Source organism: Duganella kummerowiae, from assembly GCF_053572355.1.
The window spans coordinates 82609-101164 of record NZ_JBKFEH010000002.1 but is presented as its reverse complement, the minus strand read 5'-3'; the positions used below and the strand labels follow the sequence as shown (position 1 = coordinate 101164).

Here is an 18556-nt window from a genome sequence, read left to right as displayed (position 1 = left end):
GCAGTGTAGCATCGAAATTCCCGCCTGCGGAGCTGTCGCCTGGCCTTCCCTCGCACTACAATAGCCGCTTCGACCACGTAGCGAGGCAGGCATGGATTGGCAATTCTGGATAGACCGGGGCGGCACCTTCACCGACATCGTCGCGCGCCCGCCCGATGGCCGCCTGCGCACCCACAAGCTGCTGTCGGAAAATCCCGAGCACTACCGCGACGCCGCCATTGCCGGCATCCGCCACCTGATGGGCGTGGAGCAGGGCGCCGCCATCCCGGTGGAACAGATAGGCGCCGTCAAGATGGGCACCACGGTGGCCACCAACGCCCTGCTGGAGCGCAAGGGCGAGCCCACCGTGCTGGCCATCACGCGCGGCTTCCGCGACGCGCTGCGCATCGCCTACCAGAACCGGCCGCGCCTGTTCGACCGCCACATCGTGCTGCCCGAACTGCTGTACCAGCGCGTGGTCGAGATCGAGGAGCGCATGGGCGCGCATGGCGACACGGTGCTGCCGCTGGACGAGGCGGCCACGCGATCGGCGCTGCAATCGGCCTACGACGACGGCCTGCGCTCGCTGGCCGTGGTGTTCATGCACGGCTACCGCTACCACGCGCACGAAGCGCGCGTGGCCGCCATCGCACGCGAGATCGGCTATACCCAGGTCTCGGTCTCGCATGAAGCCAGCCCCATGATGAAGCTGGTGTCGCGCGGCGACACCACCGTGGTCGACGCCTACCTGTCGCCCATCCTGCGCCGCTACGTCGACCAGGTGGCGCGTGAGCTGCCAGGGGTGAACCTGCAGTTCATGCAATCGAACGGCGGGCTGACCGACGCGCGCGCCTTCCAGGGCAAGGACAGCATCCTGAGCGGCCCGGCCGGCGGCATCGTCGGCATGGTGCGCGCCAGCCGCTTGGCCGGGTTCGACAAGGTGATCGGCTTCGACATGGGCGGCACCTCGACCGATGTGTCGCACTACGCGGGTGAATTCGAGCGCGTGTTCGAGACCCAGGTGGCCGGCGTGCGCATGCGCGCGCCCATGATGAGCATCCACACCGTGGCGGCGGGCGGCGGCTCCATCCTGCACTTCGACGGCAGCCGTTTGCGGGTGGGGCCGGACAGCGCCGGCGCCAATCCCGGCCCGGCCAGCTACCGGCGCGGCGGGCCGCTGGCCGTCACCGACTGCAACGTCATGCTGGGCAAGATACAGCCCCGCTATTTCCCGCAGCTGTTTGGCGCGGACGGCAGGCAGGCGCTGGACGCCCAGGCCGTACGCGACCAGTTCGCGGCGCTGGCGGCCGAGATCTCCGCCGCCACCGGCAAGGAGACCACGCCGGAGCAGGTGGCCGAAGGCTACCTCGAGATCGCGGTCGGCAACATGGCCAACGCCATCAAGCAGATCTCGGTGCAGCGCGGCCACGACGTGACCGAATACGCGCTGACCAGCTTTGGCGGCGCCGGCGGCCAGCACGCCTGCCTGGTGGCCGATGCGTTGGGAATGAAAACCGTCTTCGTCCACTCGTTGGCCGGCGTGATGTCGGCCTACGGCATGGGCCTTGCCGACCAGGCCGCGATGCGCGAAGCGGCCGTCGAGCTCGAACTCGCCGAGGACAATCTGGCGCAACTGGAAGCGCGCCTGCATGACCTGGGCCGCCAGGCCAGCGGCGAACTGCAGGCCCAGGGTGTGGACCAGGCCCGCATCGCGCTGGTGCGGCGCGCGCACCTGCGCTACCAGGGCACGGATTCGGCGCTGGTGGTGCTGTTCGACACGCGCGAGAGCATGGTGCGGCAATTCGAGCAAGGCTACAAGCAGCGCTTCTCCTTCCTCATGCCGTCGCGCGCCCTGGTGGTGGAGGCGGTGTCGGTGGAAGCCATTGCCAGGTCGGACGCACCTTCCGAAACGGTGGAGCCGGCGCCGCGCCGCCTGTCCGCGCTGGCGCCCAGCGCCGTGGTGCCCATGTACAGCGGCGGCAAGTGGCGCCAGACCAGCTTGTACCAGCGCAGCGCCACCCGCATCGGCGACATCATCAAGGGCCCGGCCATCATCGCGGAATCGAACGCCACCACCATCGTGGAATCGGGCTGGCAGGCCGAGGTCACGCTGCACGACCACCTGGTGCTGACCCGGGTGGCGGCGCTGCCCGAGCGGCGCGCCATCGGCACCACGGCCGATCCGGTCATGCTGGAGATCTTCAACAACCTGTTCATGTCGATTGCCGAGCAAATGGGGCTGCGGCTGCAGAACACGGCCTATTCGGTCAACATCAAGGAGCGCCTGGACTTCAGCTGCGCCATCTTCGACGCCGAGGGCCAGCTGATCGCCAATGCGCCGCACATGCCCGTGCACCTGGGCTCCATGGGCGAAAGCATCAAGACCGTGATGCGCGAGAACGCCGGCCGCATGCATGCGGGCGACGTCTACATGCTCAACGATCCCTACCACGGCGGCACCCATTTGCCGGACGTGACCGTGATTTCGCCCGTGTTCGACGAGGCCGGCGACAAGATCCTGTTCTACGTCGGCTCGCGCGGCCACCATGCCGACATCGGCGGCACCACGCCCGGCTCCATGCCGCCCGACTCGCGCCATATCGAGGAGGAGGGTGTCCTCATCAACAACTTCAAGCTGGTGGACGGCGCCGCCGGCGGCCGGCTGCGCGAGGCCGAGACGCGCGCCTTGCTGTCCTCGGCGCGCCACCCGGCCCGCAACCCGGACCAGAACCTGGCCGACCTGCGCGCCCAGGTGGCGGCCAACCAGAAGGGCGTGGAGGAGCTGCGCAAGATGGTGGCGCACTTCGGCCTGGAGGTGGTGCAGGCCTACATGGGCCACGTGCAGGACAATGCCGAGGAAGCGGTGCGGCGCGTGATCGGCACGCTGGGCGATGGCAGCTACACCCTGCCGCTCGATAACGGCGCGCAGATCCAGGTGGCGCTGCGGGTGGACCGCGCCAGCCGCAGCGCGCAGATCGATTTCAGCGGCACCTCGGCCCAGCTGGACAACAACTTCAACGCGCCCTCGGCGGTGTGCATGGCGGCCGTGCTGTACGTGTTCCGCACCCTGGTCGACGACGAGATCCCGCTCAACGCCGGCTGTTTGAAGCCGCTGGAGGTGCTGATACCGCCCGGCTCCATGCTCAATCCGCACTATCCGGCCTCGGTGGTGTCGGGCAATGTGGAAACCTCGACCTGCATCACCAACGCCCTGTATGGCGCGCTGGGCGTGATGGCGGCCGCGCAGGGCACCATGAACAACTTCACGTTCGGGAATGCGCGCTACCAGTATTACGAGACCATCAGCGGCGGCTCGGGCGCCGGGCCGGGCTTCGACGGGACCAGCGTGGTGCAGACCAATATGACCAACTCGCGCCTGACCGATCCGGAGATACTGGAATTCCGCTTCCCGGTGCGGTTGGAAAGCTACGCGATACGGCCCGGCTCGGGCGGGGCGGGGCGCTGGCGCGGCGGCGATGGCGCGGTGCGCAGGGTGCGCTTCCTGGAACCGATGACGGCGGCCATCCTGTCCAACAACCGCATCCACCCGCCGTTCGGCGCGGCCGGCGGAGAGCCGGGCGCCTTGGGCCGCAACTATGTGGAGCGTGCCGATGGCAGCGTCGAAGCGCTGGGCCACATCGCCAAGACCGCCATGGCGCCGGGCGATGTGTTCGTGATCGAGACGCCCGGCGGCGGGGGATATGGCGCGGACGGTTCCGTCCCGGCATAGGCTACCGCGTGCGCGGTAGCGACGGCATGTCGCTGCCGCACGTGCGGCAGCCCATGCCGCGCGTGCAGGCCGGTGGCCTTACTTGATGACGGTGACCTTGTGCCGCTTGCCGCCCCGGAAGGTGAAGATGGTCAGCACCCCATCCTTCACGTCGCCGCGGGCGTCGAAGGAGATATTGCCGGTCACGCCCTTGTGGCGGATTTTTGCCAGCACCGGCAAATACTTGGCCGGTTCCGGCGAGCCGGCCTGCTGCATGGCCTCGACCATGGTCATCAGCGCATCGTAGGCATAGGGCGCATAGGTCATCACCTCGATGCCGTAGCGCTTCTTGTAAGCCGTGCGGAAGTCTTCCATGCCTTTTTCCTGGGCCGGTTCCACGCCGCCCGCCTCGGCGCAAACCACCTGGTCGTCGCGCATGCCGTCGCCGGCCAGTTTGGCCAGCGAATCGGAGCACATGCCGTCGCCGCCCATGAACTTGACCGGCAGGCCGAGCTGCTTCATCTGGCGCAGCATGGGGCCGGACACGGCGTCCATGCCGCCAAAGAAAATCAGGTCGGGCTTGCTGGCCTTGATGGCGGTCAGGATGGCGCTGAAATCGGTGGCCTTGTCGTTGGTGTACTGCTGCGACACGATGGCGCCGCCGGCCTTTTTCACGTTCTTGACGAATTCGTCGGCCAGGCCCTTGCCATACGCCGTGCGGTCGTCGATGACGGCGATGCGCCTGGCCTGCTGGTTCTGCACCGCGTAGCGCGCCAGGGCGGCGCCCAGCTGCACGTCGTTGGCCACGTTGCGGAAGGCTGTGTTATAGCCCTGCAGCGTGTATTTGGGATTGCTGGCCGAGGGCGAGATCTGAGGAATGCCGGCGTCGTAATAGATGCGCGAAGCCGGTATGGTGGTGCCGGACGTTTCGTGGCCGATCACGCCCTGGACCCGGGCGTCCACCAGCTTCTGCGCCACGGCCGTGCCCTGGCGCGGGTCGGCCGCGTCGTCCTCGGCCAGCAGCTCCACCTTGTACTTCTTGCCGGCGATGAGCACACCGCCCCTGGCGTTCAATTCTTCCACCGCCATGCGGGCGCCGTTCTCATTGTCCTTGCCCAGGTGGGCGATGGGGCCGGAAGTGGCGGCCGCGTGGCCGATCTTGATGACTTGGGCATGGACGGGAGCGGCGGCGGCCAGGCAGGCCAGCACGGCCGCCCGCAGCAGGGAATGGGACGAAGGCATGTGAGGTTCAGGCGGTAGTCGAGATACCGTATTTTCGCTGGGTGGACGCATATTGCGCAAGCAGCGCCACCAGCTGGGGATGGGCCGGATCGAGGCGCTGGATGCGCCCGATCAGCATGCCGGTCTGCTGCGCCAGCGGGGCCTCCCAGCCCAGGTCGTCCAGCTGCTTGAGCATGGCGGAAGTGGCCGCCGCCAGCAGCGTGACATTGCGCGGCGCCTTGCGCAGCGCGCCGCTCAGGGTATCGACCGCCGCGCGCAGGTCGCCGCTGGCGCGCTGCTGCCGGGACTCGCTGAGCACCTCGTCCAGCTGGCGCTCGATCTGCTGGCCCACGCCCCGGGCCAGGTCGTGGCGGCCGGCCTGCTCGAACACGGCCACTGCCTCGTCCATGGAAACGCCGCTGCCGGCATCGTTCATCAGGTCTATCATCAGTTCGGAGGCTTGCATGTCCAGCTTGTTCTTCAGGCAGCTGTGCACCAGGCCGATACGCAGGCCGGCCGACAGGCCGCTACTGTTACCCACCGCCGCCACCGCCGTGGCCAGTCCGGCGGCGGCCGCCGCCTGGTCGCCGGCCAGCTCCTGCAGCAGCGCCACGGCGATGGCGCGGCAGGCGTCGGCATTGGCGTTGCCGCGCATGGAGCGCTCCAGGTCGCGGATCACGCCGCCGGCCTGCTGCACGTCGCCGCGCTTGACCAGGGCCCGCACCAGGTTGACGTGGTCCTCGGGATTGCGGAATTCCGAATAGCGCGCCCGCGCCACCACCTGCCTGAAGGCGCGTTCGGCCACGCCCACGTCGCCGGACTCGAACGCCACTTCGCCCAGGTGGCGCAGGCGGCGCACCAGGTGCGGCGAAATCTCGACCGCATCCTCCAGCACCTTCTTGGCGGCCGCGTTCTGGCCCATGGCCAGCAGGGTCTGGGCCAGCAGGTCGTAGGCTGCCATCAGGCGCGGATACTGGAGGATCAGGCCCTCCAGGGTCTGCTGGGCCTCGGGATACTTCTCCTGGCCGAACTGGCAGCGCGCCAGCCCCAGGTAGGCCCAGCCTACCGGCTTGCTCATCAGGATGGCCTGGTAGGCCAGCTCTGCCTCGGCGAGCTCGCCGTGGCCGGCCAGCAGCTCGGCGCGCAGGCGCGCGAAGTCGGCGGCATAGCGGTCCTTGCGCTGCTCGGCATCCTGGCAGGTGCGGATGGCCTTGCGCAGGCTGCCCAGGGCCGCCAGCTCATGCACGGGCAGCAGGGCGGCGCGCTTCCCGGCCGCGCGGGTGATGCGCTGCAGCAGGGTCTCGGCCGTGAAGGGCTTGAGCACGTAGTCGGTCGGGGCCAGTTCGGCCGCGCCGATGACCTTGCTGTACACGCCTTCGGCCGTCAACATGATGAAGATGGTGGACGGGTCGATCAGCTTGTTGTGGCGCAGGTCTTCCAGCAGTTGCTGGCCATCCTGGCCGCTGTCGCCGCTGCCGCTGCCCAGGTCGTATTCGCACAGGACGATGTCGTAGGCCTTGCGGGACAGCTGGCGGACGGCCGTGCCGGCGCTCACCGCATGGTCGATGCGGGTAATGCCGGCCTGGCCCAGCGTGGTTTGGAGGTTGCCGCGCATACCCTGGCTGGGGTCCACGATCAGCACCGACATGTCCTTCAATTCTGCCATCTTCAGTTCCCCGGGATATCAGTGTAAGCATACTGCAAGGCAAGATAAAAATGGTGGGGAACGGGGCTGTTGGCCCCCATTTAAGGGCAAAATGTTGCTTGTAGCGTCCGATTTTGGGCCAGGACCGCCTGTCTGGCGCGTGGCTAAAAGGGTATAATGCGCGCAAAGGAAAATCCGCATCATCCACGCACGTGTCGAGCACTCTTTAATTGCCCTTTAATCCGCAGCCTTGCTGCATCAGCCACCTCTCCACTATGTTGATACTGCCGGGCTCCAACGCCCTGTCCGCATTCCGTAGCCAACGCCTGTTGACCCAATTGCAAGCAGCGCTGCCCTCCATCGCCGCCGTCCAGGCCCGTTATGTCCACTTCATCGACGCCGCCGCGCCGCTGTCGGCCGACGAGACGGCCCGCCTGCGCGCGCTGCTCACCTATGGCGAACCGGCCCATCCCGACAACACCGACGGCGCGGCCGAGGAATTCGTCGTGATCCCGCGCTTCGGCACCATTTCGCCGTGGGCGTCCAAGGCCACGGACATCGTGCACAACTGCGGCATGCACCACATCAAGCGCGTCGAGCGCGGCGTGGCCTACCGCATCAACCTGAAGACCGGCATCCTGGGTAGCAGCCTGGGCGCGCCCAAGAAGCTGTCGGACCAGGAAGTGCAGCAGGTGGTCGCCCTGATCCACGACCGCATGACGGAATCCGTGCTGCGCAGCGCCGAGGACGCCGCCGGCCTGTTCCGCGAACTGGAAGCCCGTCCGCTGGAAACCGTGGACGTGATCGGCATGGGCAAGGTGGCCCTGGAGAAGGCCAATGTGGACCTGGGCCTGGCCATGTCGGACGACGAGGTCGAGTACCTGGACGCCGCCTTCACCAAGGCCGGCCGCAACCCTACCGACGTGGAACTGATGATGTTCGCCCAGGCCAACAGCGAACACTGCCGCCACAAGATCTTCAACGCCGACTGGACCATCGACGGCGCCGCGCAAGCCAAATCCCTGTTCGGCATGATCAAGAACACCCACCAGCTGGCGCCCAAGGGCACGGTGGTGGCGTACAGCGACAACTCGTCCATCATCGAAGGCGCGCCAGTGACGCGCTTCTACCCGCGCGCGGGCCAGGAATATCGCCCCAGCACCGAGCTGGTCCACACCCTGATGAAGGTCGAGACCCACAACCACCCGACCGCCATCTCCCCGTTCCCGGGCGCCTCCACCGGCGCCGGCGGCGAGATCCGCGACGAGGGCGCGACCGGGCGCGGCGCCAAGCCCAAGGCCGGCCTGACCGGCTTCACCGTGTCCAACCTGCTGCTGCCGGGCGCCGTGCGTCCGTGGGAAAATGCCTCGGTGGTCACTGCCCCCGTGGCCCAGTACCGCAGCGACGTCCACGCCTACGGCAAGCCGGAGCGCATCGCCTCGCCGCTGCAGATCATGATAGACGGTCCGCTGGGCGGCGCCGCCTTCAGCAATGAGTTCGGCCGTCCGGTGCTGGGCGGCTACTTCCGTACCTACGAGCAGAACGTAGGCCAGTCCTACGCTGGCGGGCCGGAGACCGTGTATGGCTACCACAAGCCCATCATGATTGCCGGCGGCATCGGCAGCATTGCAGCCCAGCACACCCACAAGAACGATATTCCGGTCGGCAGCCTGCTGGTGCAGCTGGGCGGTCCCGGCATGCGCATTGGCATGGGCGGCTCGGCCGCCTCCTCGATGGCGACCGGCACCAACACGGCCGACCTGGACTTCGACTCGGTCCAGCGCGGCAACCCGGAAATGGAACGCCGCGCCCAGGAAGTGATCAACGGCTGCTGGCAGCTGGGCCAGGACAATCCCATCATTTCCATCCATGACGTGGGCGCGGGCGGCCTGTCCAACGCCTTCCCGGAAATCACCAATGACGCCAAGCGCGGCGCCATCTTCGACCTGCGCAAGGTGCCGCTGGAAGAAAGCGGCATGGCGCCCAAGGAAATCTGGTCCAACGAATCGCAGGAACGCTATGTGCTGGCCATTGCGCCGGAAAGCCTGCCCGTGTTCCAGGCCCTGTGCGAGCGCGAGCGCTGCCCGTTTGCCGTGGTCGGCACCGCCACCGAGGAACGCCAGCTCAAGCTGATTGACCCGGAACTGGGCAACAACCCGGTCGATATGCCGATGGAAGTCCTGCTGGGCAAGCCGCCCAAGATGCAGCGCGACGTGCACCATGTGCAGCATAATTATCCACCTATCGACCTGACCGGCATCGAGCTGGAAGAGGCCGCCAAGCGCGTGCTGCTGCTGCCCACCGTGGGCGACAAGTCCTTCCTGATCACCATCGGCGACCGTACCGTGGGTGGCATGAGCGTGCGCGACCAGATGGTCGGCCCCTGGCAGGTGCCGGTGGCCGATTGCGCCGTCACCGCCATGAGCTACGAAGGCTACCTGGGCGAGGCCATGGCCATGGGCGAGCGCACCCCGCTGGCCGTGATCGACGCCGCCGCTTCCGGCCGCATGGCCGTGGGCGAGACCATCACCAACCTGGCCGCCGCGTCCATCAGCGAGATCGGCAACATCAAGCTGTCGGCCAACTGGATGGCGGCCTGCGGCCAGCCCGGCCAGGACGCGGCCCTGTTCGACACCGTGAAGGCGGTCGGCATGGAGCTGTGCCCGGCACTGGGCATCAGCATCCCGGTCGGCAAGGATTCCCTGTCCATGCGCACCACCTGGCGCGACGGCGAACAGGACAAGGCCGTGATCTCCCCAGTGTCGCTGATCGTGTCCGGCTTCTCGCCGGTCTACGACGTGCGCAAGTCGCTGACCCCGCAACTCCGCACCGATGCCGGCGACACCGCCATCATCCTGATCGACCTGGGCCGGGGCAAGAACCGCCTGGGCGGATCGGCCCTGGCGCAAGTCATGGGCCAGCTGGGCAACAGCGTGCCGGACGTGGACTCGCCGGACGACCTGAAAGCCTTCTTTACCGCCATCCAGCAGCTGAACGCCGACGGCAAGCTGCTGGCCTACCATGACCGTTCTGATGGCGGCCTGTACGCCACCCTGGTGGAAATGGCCTTTGCCGGCCGCGCCGGCCTGTCCATCAACCTGGACATGCTGACCCTGGGAGACGAAAACGCAGCCGACTGGGGCGACGCCAAGAACTGGGCCGGCCAGGTGGCCGAGCGCCGCAACGAGCTGACCCTGGCGGCCTTGTTTGCCGAGGAGCTGGGCGCCGTGATACAAGTGCGCGCCGAGCAGCGTTCGGAAGTCATGGACGTGCTGCGCGCCCACAACCTGGGCGCTTGCAGCCACATCATCGGCAAGCCCAACGACCGTGGCGTGATCGAATTCACGCGTGACGCCAAGATCATCTACCAGCAACCGCGCTCTGCGCTGCACCGCCTGTGGAGCGAAACCAGCTGGCGCATCGCCCGCCTGCGCGACAATCCGGCCTGCGCCGACGCCGAGTACGACCGCCTGCTGGACGAGCAGGACCCCGGCATCACGCCCAAGATCACGTTCGACATGGGCGAAAACGTGGCCGCGCCCTTCCTGGCCACCGGCGTGCGCCCGCGCGTGGCCATCCTGCGCGAGCAGGGCGTCAACTCGCATATCGAGACGGCCTGGGTCATGTACCAGGCCGGCTTCACGGCGGTCGACGTGCACATGAGCGACCTGATTGCCGGCCGCTTCAAGCTGGACGATTTCCAGGGCCTGATCGCCGTCGGCGGCTTCTCCTACGGCGACGTGCTGGGCGCGGGCGAAGGCTGGGCCAAGACCATCCTGTTCAACGCCGCGCTGTCGGAGCAGTTCGCGCGCTTCTTCCAGCGCACCGATACCTTCGGCCTGGGCGTGTGCAACGGCTGCCAGATGATGAGCAACCTCAAATCCATCATCCCCGGCGCTCATGCCTGGCCCAAGTTCACCGCCAACAAGTCGGAGAAATTCGAGGCCCGCTTCTCGATGGTGGAAGTGCTCAGTTCGCCGTCCATCTTCTTCCAGGGCATGGCCGGCACCCAGACGCCGATCGCCATCGCCCACGGCGAGGGCTATGCCGATTTCAGCCAGACCGGCTTCATCGACGAGGCGGTCGTCGCCATGCGCTTTGTCGATAACCGCGGCGCCGCTACGGAAGCCTATCCCTACAACCCGAACGGCTCGCCGCAGGGTATCACCTCGGTCACCACGCCCGATGGCCGCTTCACGGTGATGATGCCGCACGCCGAGCGCGTGTTCCGCTCGGTGCAGCAATCCTGGCACCCGGAAGCCTGGGGCGACGATAGCCCGTGGATGCGCATGTTCCGCAATGCGCGCAAGTTCGTGGGCTGATAGCATATAGCCGCACCAAAAGCCGGGGTGACCCGGCTTTTTTTATTCGGAGGAGAAATGACAATAGCTTGGGAAGTATTTACACCATGGTCCGCCCTGGCCGGCGGGGTACTCATCGGCTTGGCCGCAGCCGTGCTGATTTTATTCAATGGCCGCATCGCCGGCATCAGCGGAATATTGGGCGGGCTGTTAAGGCCCGCAAAAGGCGATATTGCCTGGCGCATCGCTTTTATTGGCGGCTTGATCGTTGCCGCATTCCTGTATGGGCATGCCGATAATATCCATATCGAGGCTGGTAATACGGAGTTGATTATCGGCGGACTGCTGGTGGGATATGGCACCCGTTATGGATCGGGCTGCACCAGCGGCCATGGCGTATGTGGACTATCGCGCTTGTCTCCCCGTTCACTGGCAGCCACGGGATTATTCATGGCAGCCGGTTTTATTACCGTGTATTTGATACGGCATGCATAGGAGCCGCCATGGCGATCATTATTGCTTTCATTGCGGGTGGGATATTCGGATTGGGCTTGTCCATTTCCGGGATGGTCAATCCCGGCAAGGTGCTGGGGTTTCTCGACCTGGCGGGACGCTGGGACCCTTCTCTGGCGCTGGTCATGGGCGGCGCGGTGGCGGTCGGGCTGCTGGCGTTCTCCATCGCCCGGCCCCGTGGCAAGACCCTACTGGGAGGCGCGCTGGCATTGCCAGCCGCACGCGGGATAGACCGTCCACTGGTGATCGGCGCCATCCTGTTCGGCGTGGGCTGGGGCATTGCCGGCCTGTGCCCAGGACCCGCGCTGGCCGGCCTGGGCTTGGGGCTACCCAAGGTGGCCGTGTTCGTGACCGCCATGCTGGCCGGCATGGGGCTGTTTGAGTGGCTCAAACGCTGAAACCAAGCCAGCTTCTGGCGTGAACAAGCCAGAAGCTGGCCGCAAGGCGTAAAAAAAGCGCCTCCGGAGAGGCGCTTTGCGAGCATGCAGGCCAGGATTACTGGACCTTGGCTTTTTTCAGCAGTTCGTCGCGGTAGGCGGCGATTTTCTTTTGCTGCAGCATTTCGGCGATTTGCGGCTTGGCTTCCTCGAACGAAGGGAACTTGGTGGCGCGCGATTCTTCCAGCTTGATCACGTGGTAGCCGAATTCGGTCTTGACCGGGGTCTGGGTGATTTCACCGTTCTTCAGCGCCACCATGGCGTCGGCAAATGGCTTGACCAGGCGGGTGGGGGACGTCCAGCCCAGGTCGCCGCCATTATTGGCGGAACCATCTTTCGACACCTTGGCCAGTTCCTCGAATTTACCGCCCGCTTTCAGCTTGGCGATAATATCCTTGGCTTCCTGTTCGGTGGCCACCAGGATATGACGTGCGTGGTATTCCTTGTCGCCGGCCTGGGCCTTGTATTTATCGTATTCAGCCTTGATATCGGCGTCCTTGACCGGATTCTTTTTGACGTAATCGGCCAGCATGGCGTTGATGATAATACTCTGGCGGGTATTCTCGAGTGCGGCCTTGACTTCCGGCTTGTTGCCGAAGCCTTGCTTGTCCGCTTCCTGTATCAGGACTTCACGGGCAATCAATTCCTTTTTCACCGCCTCGCGCAATTGCGGGGTATCGGTTTGCTGGCCTTGGGCCACGACTTGCTTGACCATTTGATCGAGCTTGGCAGCGGGAATTGCCTTGCCATTGACGGTGGCAACATTTTGCGCGAAAGCCGGGGCTGCCACTACGGCGATCAGTGCTAACAACAGGCGGGCTGGCTTCAACATCATTATGAAATCCTATCAATAAAAAATAAAACGCGCAAAATAAAACGCGCCTCGGGGCGCTTTTGCACTACATAAAAGCGAACCGGCGCCGCTGAGGGCGCCGGCCGGCAATTACTGAACCTTGGCTTTTTTCACCAGTTCTTCCTGATACGCAGCGACTTTCTTCTGCATCAGCGCTTCCGCGATTTGCGGTTTCACTTCTTCCAGGGTCGGCAGCTTGGCGGGACGAATGTCATCCACCTTGATCACGTGGAAACCGTTCGGGGTTTGCACGGGTTTTTCGGTGACCTGGCCTTTTTGCAGGCCGACGAAGGCAGCTGAGAACACGGGCGGGAAGGCGCCGGGCGATGCCCAGTCCAGGTCGCCGCCATTGGCTGCGGAACCGGTGTCCTTCGATTGCTTGGCCAGATCCTCGAACTTGGCGCCGCCTTTCAGCTTGGCGATCACGTCGTTGGCTTCGGCTTCGGTGCCCAGCAGTATATGGCGCACATGGTATTCCTTGTCGCCGGCCTGGGCTACGTAGCGGTCGTACTCGGCCTTGATGTCGGCGTCCGACACCTTGTTCTTGGTCAGGTAGTCGTTCACCAGGGCGTTGACGATGATGGCCTGGCGGGCGTTCTCGATCTGGGTCTTGACGTTGGCATCCTTGCCGAAGCCTTGCTTTTCCGCTTCCTGCATCATGACTTCACGGCCGATCAGGTCCTTCTTGATCAGTTCGCGCAGTTGCGGCGAATCCGGCTGCTGGCCTTGCGCGACCACTTGTTTGACCACTGCCTCGACGCGCGAGCTGGGGATGGGCTTGCCATTCACCACGGCGACGTTTTGAGCGTAAGCAGGTACTGCGGCGGCAGCGAGCAGTGCAATCAGCAATTGAGCTGGCTTGAAAGTCATTATTAATTCCTGTATGGGGAAAAAGTTTGAGCGAAAAGTGCTTGGTGCAGGAGATTTGATCAGCTATCGGTCTGGATGTTCACATTTTTGAAGACTTACTCGGGATCGCCCCTGTACCGCGACTACATCATACTTCCGACGGTGCCAATGCGGTAATGGCCAATGCATGAATTTCTTTATGCATCATATCGTGCACGGAATCATACACGAGACGATGCCTTGTGACGAGTTTATGACCTTCAAATTGTAACGAAACAATTCTTACCGTGTAATGGCCCCCACCGGAGGCGGCGCCGGCATGGCCGGCGTGCAAGTGGGAATCGTCGGTAATGGTTAATTCCACTGGAGAAAGGGCCGCTTCCAGCCGTTCGCGCATGCGCTGGGCACGGGTATCGCTCATGCCTGCTCCTTGATATGGCGCGACAGGTAAATGGTCTGCAGCACGATGAAGACAAACATGATGCCGGTCGAGCCGAAAGCCTTGAAGCTGACCCAGGCATCGGTATTTCCTTTGAACAGCACGAACGCCACCCACCAGTTGAGCACGCCCATGGCGGTGAAAAAGCCTATCCACACCAGGTTGAGGCGGTTCCAGGCCTGGTCGGGCAAGTCCACCATTTCCTCCATGGATTTGCGCATCAGGTTTTTCTTGAAGAGGTATTGGGCCACCAGCAGGCTGGCGGCGAAGAACCAGTACACGATGGACAGCTTCCACTTGATGAAGTCTTCATCGTGCAGGTAAATGGTCAGGCCGCCGAACACGACGAACAGCACCAGCGACACCCACAAGATCCCGTCCACCTTGCGCCCGCGCAGCTTGAGCCACGCGATCTGGCCCATGGTGGCCAGGATGCCGGCCAGCGTGGCCAGCACCATGGGCGCCTGCTCGGCGTTGACCGAACCGCCGGACAGGATGGCGCTCAGGTGGGCGTTGGCAAAGGCCTCGGCCTCGGCGCTGTAGTGGCCGGCTATCTTGTACACGCCAAAGAACAGCAGGACGGGAATGAAGTCGAACAGGAATTTCATGGGGTCTGGTGACGCTTATGTCGGAATTATTTATTGATCGGGTCGAAACGCAGCGACGCCGAATTGATGCAATAACGCAGGCCCGTTGGCGGCGGACCGTCCGGGAACACGTGGCCCAGGTGGGCATCGCATACGGCGCAAATGGTTTCGGTGCGCAGCATACCATGGCTGCGGTCCACCTTCTCGATCACCTTGGAGGGATCGAGCGGCTCGAAATAGCTGGGCCAGCCGCAGCCGGAGTCGAACTTGGCGTCCGAGCGGAACAGCGGGGTGTTGCAGCAAACGCAGGTGTAGATGCCTTCCTCATGGTGGTCCCAGTACTTGCCCGTGAAGGCGCGCTCGGTGGCGGCGTGGCGCGTCACCTGGTACTGGATAGGGTCGAGTTCGGCACGCCATTCGGCGTCGGTTTTGTGGACTTTGTCGTTCATGATCGCTTTCTCAGGAAGAACAGCTGACTTCTAGGTGGCTGGCCCAGTCCGGCGGCAGGGCCGCGTACTGTTCGTACTCGGGCTGCTCGTCGTAGGGGCGTTGCAAGACGGTGAGCAGGCGGGCCACTTCGCTGTAGTCCTTGTTCTGGGCTTTTTCGATGGCCACCTGCGCCAGGTAGTTGCGTAGCACGTATTTGGGGTTGGCCGCGTTCATCGCAAGCTTGCGCTTGCCATCCTCGATGCCCTCGGCCCGCAGGCGTTCGCGGTATCGCACGGCCCAGGCATCGAAGGCCGGGCGGTCGATGAACTGGTCGCGCAAATCCTCGTCGGCGGCCGGGTTGTCCAGTTGCAGGCTGCCCAGCAGGCGGAAGAACAGGGTGAAATCGACATGGTTGGCCTGCATCAGCGAGAACATGGCGTCGAACAGGGTGCTGTCGTCCTCGCGCACTTCGTTCAGGCCGAGCTTGCGGTGCAGCAGCTCGTCCAGCTTGGCGCTGAATTCGGCCTGGTAGATGTCGAGCGCGGCCTGCGCTTGTTCCACTTCGCCGATCAGCGGCAGCAGGGCCTGGCCCAGGGCGTAGCAGTTCCAGTGGCCGATCTGCGGCTGCATGGCGTAGGAATAGCGTCCGCCCTGGTCGGTGTGGTTGCAGATGTGGCGCGCATTGAAGGCGTCCATGAAGCCGAACGGGCCGTAATCGAGGGTCAGGCCGAGGATGGACATGTTATCCGTGTTCATCACCCCATGCATGAAGCCGACCGCCTGCCAGTGGGCGATCATGTGGGCCGTGCGGCGTGTCACCTCGGCCAGGAAAGCCTGGTACGGGTTGGCTTCCGCGCGCAATTGCGGATAAAAGCGGTCTATCACGTAGTCGGCCAGCAGTTTCAGCTCGTCGTTCCTGCGCTGGTAGAACCAGTGCTCGAAGGAGCCGAAGCGCACGAAGCTGGGCGCCATGCGCACCACCACGGCGGCCGTTTCCACGGTTTCGCGTATCACGCCCTGGTCCGATCCGGCCACCGACAGGGCGCGCGAGGTCGGAATGCCGAGCGCATGCATGGCTTCCGAGCACAGGAATTCACGGATGGAGGAGCGCAGCACGGCGCGGCCGTCGCCCATGCGCGAGTAGGGCGTCAGGCCGGCGCCTTTCCATTGCAGTTCCATGGGGCCTTGCGGCGTGTCGACGTCGCCCAGCAGGATGGCGCGGCCGTCGCCCAGTTGGCCGGCCCAGACCCCGAACTGGTGGCCGGAATACACGGCCGCCAGGGGCTGGGCGCTGTCCGGCACGGTATTGCCGATCAGGATGGCCAGGCTGTCCGGCGTAGCCAGGGTGGCCGCGTCCAACCCTATCAGTTCGGCGGCCGGCGCGCTGGCCGCCACCAGGTAAGGCGCGGGCAGCGGCGTGGGCATCAGCCGGGTGTAGAAGGCGGGCGGCAAGGACGCGTAGGAGTGGCCCAGCGTCAGGTTGGCGGCAGTGATGGCGGTTCCAGTCTCAAAGTTGATTGCGGCGATTTTACCGCAAGCCGCAAGATCAGGAAGCGCACCGCTGCGATCCGCCATCGTTACATACAGCAACGATGGCCCGGGGCGGCGTGGCCACTCGGATCACTGGCCCGGCTGCTTACTACCCTGCGGACCGAAGCCGGCCAAGGGCAGCTCCGGCAGGAACAGCAGGGCCACCAGCCCGCATCCCACCATCACGGCGCCGGCGCCAAAGGTCAGGGCGATGGCGTGGCGGTACACCGCCACCGTCAGCGCCTGCAGCTGGGCCGCCGCGCCGGCCGCTGCGTGCAAACCGCGTCCGCCCGTCATGGCCACCGCCTGGATGCCATGTGCATGCAGCTGGCGCGCTAGGATGGCGCCGGAGCCCGTCACTCCCAGCAAGCCGCCCAGCGAGCGGAAGAAGGTCAGCATGGCCGTGCCCACGCCGCGCCGTGCCAGCGGCAGGGCGTTCTGCACCGCCACCGTCATGTTGGGCATCACCAACCCCAGCCCGAAGCCCAGCGCGAAGATGCACGGTTCGATCATCCAGTACCCCCAGCCCTGTTCCATGGCCCAGGCCAGCATGGCGAAGGCCGCCGTGGCCACGCCCAGGCCCCACACCTGGGCCGCCTTGTAGCGCCCGGACCTGGCCAGCCAGCGTCCGTTCAGCATGGACGACAGCACCAGGCCCACCATCATGGCCACCGTCAGCAGGCCGGAGCTGGCCGGGCTGCTGCCCATCACCACCTGAAAAAACAGGGGGAAGAACACGCTGGCGCCCATCAGGCCCATGAAGGTCATGGCCATCACCACCACGCCGACGTTGAAGCTGCGGCTATGGAACAGGTCGGGCGGCAGCACCGGCTCCGGCACGCGCCGCACGTGGACCAGCAGGCCGGCGCCCAGGGCCAGTGCCAGGCCGCCGCAGATGGCGATTTCGGCCGAATCCCACGGCCATTCGGTGCCGCCCAGCGCCAGCACCAGCAGCAGGGCGGTGACGGCGCCGGTCAGCAGCACGGAGCCGAGATAATCGATCTTGTGCGCATGGCTGCGGTTGGGGCGGCGCAGGGACCGGGCGATGGCATAAAAGGCCACCGCGCCCACGGGCAGGTTGACATAGAAAATCCAATGCCAGGACAGCGCATCCGTGATCAGCCCGCCCAGCACCGGCCCCAGCACGCTGGTGACGGCAAATACGATGGGGACGATGCCCTGGCGCTTGCCGCGTTCGTGCGGCGGCACCAGATCGCCAATGATGATTTGCGCCAGCGGCATGAAGCCGCCCGCGCCCAGGCCCTGGATGGCGCGGAAGATGATCAGTTCCGTCATGTTCTGCGCCAGCCCGCATAGCACCGAACCCAGCAGGAAGGTCAGGATGGCAGTGAAGATCAGCGGGCGGCGGCCATACTGGTCGCTCAGCTTGCCGTACAGCGGCATGGTGGCCGTGGAGGCCAGCACATAGGCCGTCACCACCCAGGACAGGTGCGCCATGCCGCCCAGCTCGGACACGATGCGGGGCAGGGCGGTGGCCACGATGCTCTGGTCCAGCGCGCCGAGGGCCAGCACGGCCATCAGGCCCAGGTAGACCGAACGGATTTCGCGCTCCGTGGGCGGCTGCGCGTAGTGGTTGGCGCTCTGCTCTGGCGCCGGATGTTCGGGTTTATTCATCGATGATCTCATTGAGGATGGTAAGGGCCTGGCCCAGGAGGGCCTGCGATGCGGGCGGCAGCCGGTTGACCTTGCCGGCCAGCCATTCCTGGCGCCGGGCCCGGTGCTGCCGCATTTTTTCCAAGCCCAGGTCTGTGATATGCAGGCCGATGCGGCGGCGGTCGCCGGTGTCGGCGGCGCGCGCCACCAGCCCGGCTTCCTCGAGGGCCTTGATGTGGCCGCTGATGGTGGGGCCGCGCAGCTTTTCCATGCGCGCCAGCTCGGCCACGCCGATGCCGGGATGCTCGAGGATGTTCACCAGCAGCAGCTTCTGGATCAGGCTGATGCTTTCGTGTTCGCTTTCCTGGCGCCGCAGTTCTCGTACCAGGCGCTGCAGGGTCAGGCGCAGCTGGTCGGCCAGCTGGTTTGGTTCGGTCACTTCATGGCTCC

The 18556-nt window shown here is 65.2% G+C and carries 14 protein-coding genes; 4 read left to right on the top strand and 10 right to left on the bottom strand.

Annotated features, from left to right (window positions below; translation table 11 throughout):
* Positions 1–91 precede the first annotated feature (91 nt).
* Positions 92–3709: a hydantoinase B/oxoprolinase family protein gene (locus tag ACLB1G_RS01280; RefSeq protein ID WP_491625367.1), complete on the top strand. Its 3618-nt coding sequence runs from the start codon at positions 92–94 to the stop codon at positions 3707–3709.
* Between the two features lie 78 nt (positions 3710–3787).
* Here ACLB1G_RS01280 and ACLB1G_RS01275 read toward each other — a convergent pair whose 3' ends face one another.
* Together ACLB1G_RS01275 and ACLB1G_RS01270 are read right to left on the bottom strand one after the other, a co-directional pair.
* Positions 3788–4930 (bottom strand): branched-chain amino acid ABC transporter substrate-binding protein, encoded by a 1143-nt coding sequence (locus ACLB1G_RS01275; RefSeq protein WP_491625366.1) that lies wholly within the window; start codon positions 4928–4930, stop codon positions 3788–3790.
* 7 nt (positions 4931–4937) lie between these two features.
* Entirely contained in the window at positions 4938–6575 is a 1638-nt protein-coding gene (locus tag ACLB1G_RS01270) for a response regulator (RefSeq protein ID WP_491625365.1), read from the bottom strand.
* 254 nt (positions 6576–6829) lie between these two features.
* Here ACLB1G_RS01270 and purL point away from each other — a divergent pair, with 254 nt between their 5' ends.
* From purL to ACLB1G_RS01255, 3 genes are read left to right on the top strand one after another with little or no spacing between them, the layout of a single operon-like run.
* Positions 6830–10876, top strand: coding sequence for a phosphoribosylformylglycinamidine synthase (purL, locus tag ACLB1G_RS01265; RefSeq protein WP_491625364.1), 4047 nt, complete (start codon positions 6830–6832; stop codon positions 10874–10876).
* A 57-nt stretch (positions 10877–10933) separates the two neighbouring features.
* A complete protein-coding gene (locus ACLB1G_RS01260; protein WP_491625363.1) occupies positions 10934–11350 on the top strand; it encodes a YeeE/YedE family protein in 417 nt (138 codons plus the stop codon).
* Positions 11351–11358: 8 nt separating this feature from the next.
* Positions 11359–11766: a DUF6691 family protein gene (locus ACLB1G_RS01255; RefSeq protein WP_491625362.1), complete on the top strand. Its 408-nt coding sequence runs from the start codon at positions 11359–11361 to the stop codon at positions 11764–11766.
* 97 nt (positions 11767–11863) lie between these two features.
* Here the strand turns inward: ACLB1G_RS01255 and ACLB1G_RS01250 are convergent, their stop codons facing one another.
* The 8 genes from ACLB1G_RS01250 to ACLB1G_RS01215 form a co-directional block, all read right to left on the bottom strand.
* Entirely contained in the window at positions 11864–12640 is a 777-nt protein-coding gene (locus ACLB1G_RS01250; RefSeq protein ID WP_491625361.1) for a peptidylprolyl isomerase, read from the bottom strand.
* Between the two features lie 108 nt (positions 12641–12748).
* Positions 12749–13528: a peptidylprolyl isomerase gene (locus ACLB1G_RS01245; protein ID WP_491625360.1), complete on the bottom strand. Its 780-nt coding sequence runs from the start codon at positions 13526–13528 to the stop codon at positions 12749–12751.
* Between the two features lie 127 nt (positions 13529–13655).
* The gene (locus ACLB1G_RS01240) at positions 13656–13928 is read right to left on the bottom strand and encodes a BolA family protein (protein ID WP_491625359.1); all 273 of its coding nucleotides are present in this window, start codon (positions 13926–13928) and stop codon (positions 13656–13658) included.
* On the bottom strand, positions 13925–14554 hold the full coding sequence (locus ACLB1G_RS01235) for a septation protein A (protein ID WP_491625358.1): 630 nt from the start codon (positions 14552–14554) through the stop codon (positions 13925–13927). Before ACLB1G_RS01235 ends, ACLB1G_RS01240 begins: the two co-directional genes overlap by 4 nt.
* Before the next feature lie 26 nt (positions 14555–14580).
* The gene (gene msrB / locus ACLB1G_RS01230) at positions 14581–14982 is read right to left on the bottom strand and encodes a peptide-methionine (R)-S-oxide reductase MsrB (RefSeq protein WP_491625357.1); all 402 of its coding nucleotides are present in this window, start codon (positions 14980–14982) and stop codon (positions 14581–14583) included.
* Between the two features lie 10 nt (positions 14983–14992).
* Positions 14993–16537: a protein adenylyltransferase SelO gene (locus ACLB1G_RS01225; protein WP_491625356.1), complete on the bottom strand. Its 1545-nt coding sequence runs from the start codon at positions 16535–16537 to the stop codon at positions 14993–14995.
* A gap of 45 nt (positions 16538–16582) precedes the next feature.
* Positions 16583–18127, bottom strand: a complete 1545-nt coding sequence (locus tag ACLB1G_RS01220) for an MDR family MFS transporter (RefSeq protein ID WP_491625355.1) — start codon at positions 18125–18127, stop codon at positions 16583–16585.
* Positions 18120–18545, bottom strand: a complete 426-nt coding sequence (locus tag ACLB1G_RS01215) for a MarR family winged helix-turn-helix transcriptional regulator (protein WP_491625354.1) — start codon at positions 18543–18545, stop codon at positions 18120–18122. Before ACLB1G_RS01215 ends, ACLB1G_RS01220 begins: the two co-directional genes overlap by 8 nt.
* Positions 18546–18556: the final 11 nt, after the last annotated feature.

Bases quoted from the DNA above. Each gene is read 5' to 3' on its own strand.
- purL (WP_491625364.1), top strand. From the start codon at position 6,830: ATGTTGATACTGCCGGGCTCCAACGCCCTGTCCGCATTCCGTAGCCAA.
- ACLB1G_RS01235 (WP_491625358.1), bottom strand. From the start codon at position 14,554: ATGAAATTCCTGTTCGACTTCATTCCCGTCCTGCTGTTCTTTGGCGTG.
- ACLB1G_RS01255 (WP_491625362.1), top strand. From the start codon at position 11,359: ATGGCGATCATTATTGCTTTCATTGCGGGTGGGATATTCGGATTGGGC.
- ACLB1G_RS01225 (WP_491625356.1), bottom strand. From the start codon at position 16,537: ATGGCGGATCGCAGCGGTGCGCTTCCTGATCTTGCGGCTTGCGGTAAA.
- ACLB1G_RS01240 (WP_491625359.1), bottom strand. From the start codon at position 13,928: ATGAGCGATACCCGTGCCCAGCGCATGCGCGAACGGCTGGAAGCGGCC.
- ACLB1G_RS01280 (WP_491625367.1), top strand. From the start codon at position 92: ATGGATTGGCAATTCTGGATAGACCGGGGCGGCACCTTCACCGACATC.
- ACLB1G_RS01250 (WP_491625361.1), bottom strand. From the start codon at position 12,640: ATGATGTTGAAGCCAGCCCGCCTGTTGTTAGCACTGATCGCCGTAGTG.
- msrB (WP_491625357.1), bottom strand. From the start codon at position 14,982: ATGAACGACAAAGTCCACAAAACCGACGCCGAATGGCGTGCCGAACTC.
- ACLB1G_RS01260 (WP_491625363.1), top strand. From the start codon at position 10,934: ATGACAATAGCTTGGGAAGTATTTACACCATGGTCCGCCCTGGCCGGC.
- ACLB1G_RS01245 (WP_491625360.1), bottom strand. From the start codon at position 13,528: ATGACTTTCAAGCCAGCTCAATTGCTGATTGCACTGCTCGCTGCCGCC.
- ACLB1G_RS01275 (WP_491625366.1), bottom strand. From the start codon at position 4,930: ATGCCTTCGTCCCATTCCCTGCTGCGGGCGGCCGTGCTGGCCTGCCTG.
- ACLB1G_RS01220 (WP_491625355.1), bottom strand. From the start codon at position 18,127: ATGAATAAACCCGAACATCCGGCGCCAGAGCAGAGCGCCAACCACTAC.
- ACLB1G_RS01270 (WP_491625365.1), bottom strand. From the start codon at position 6,575: ATGGCAGAATTGAAGGACATGTCGGTGCTGATCGTGGACCCCAGCCAG.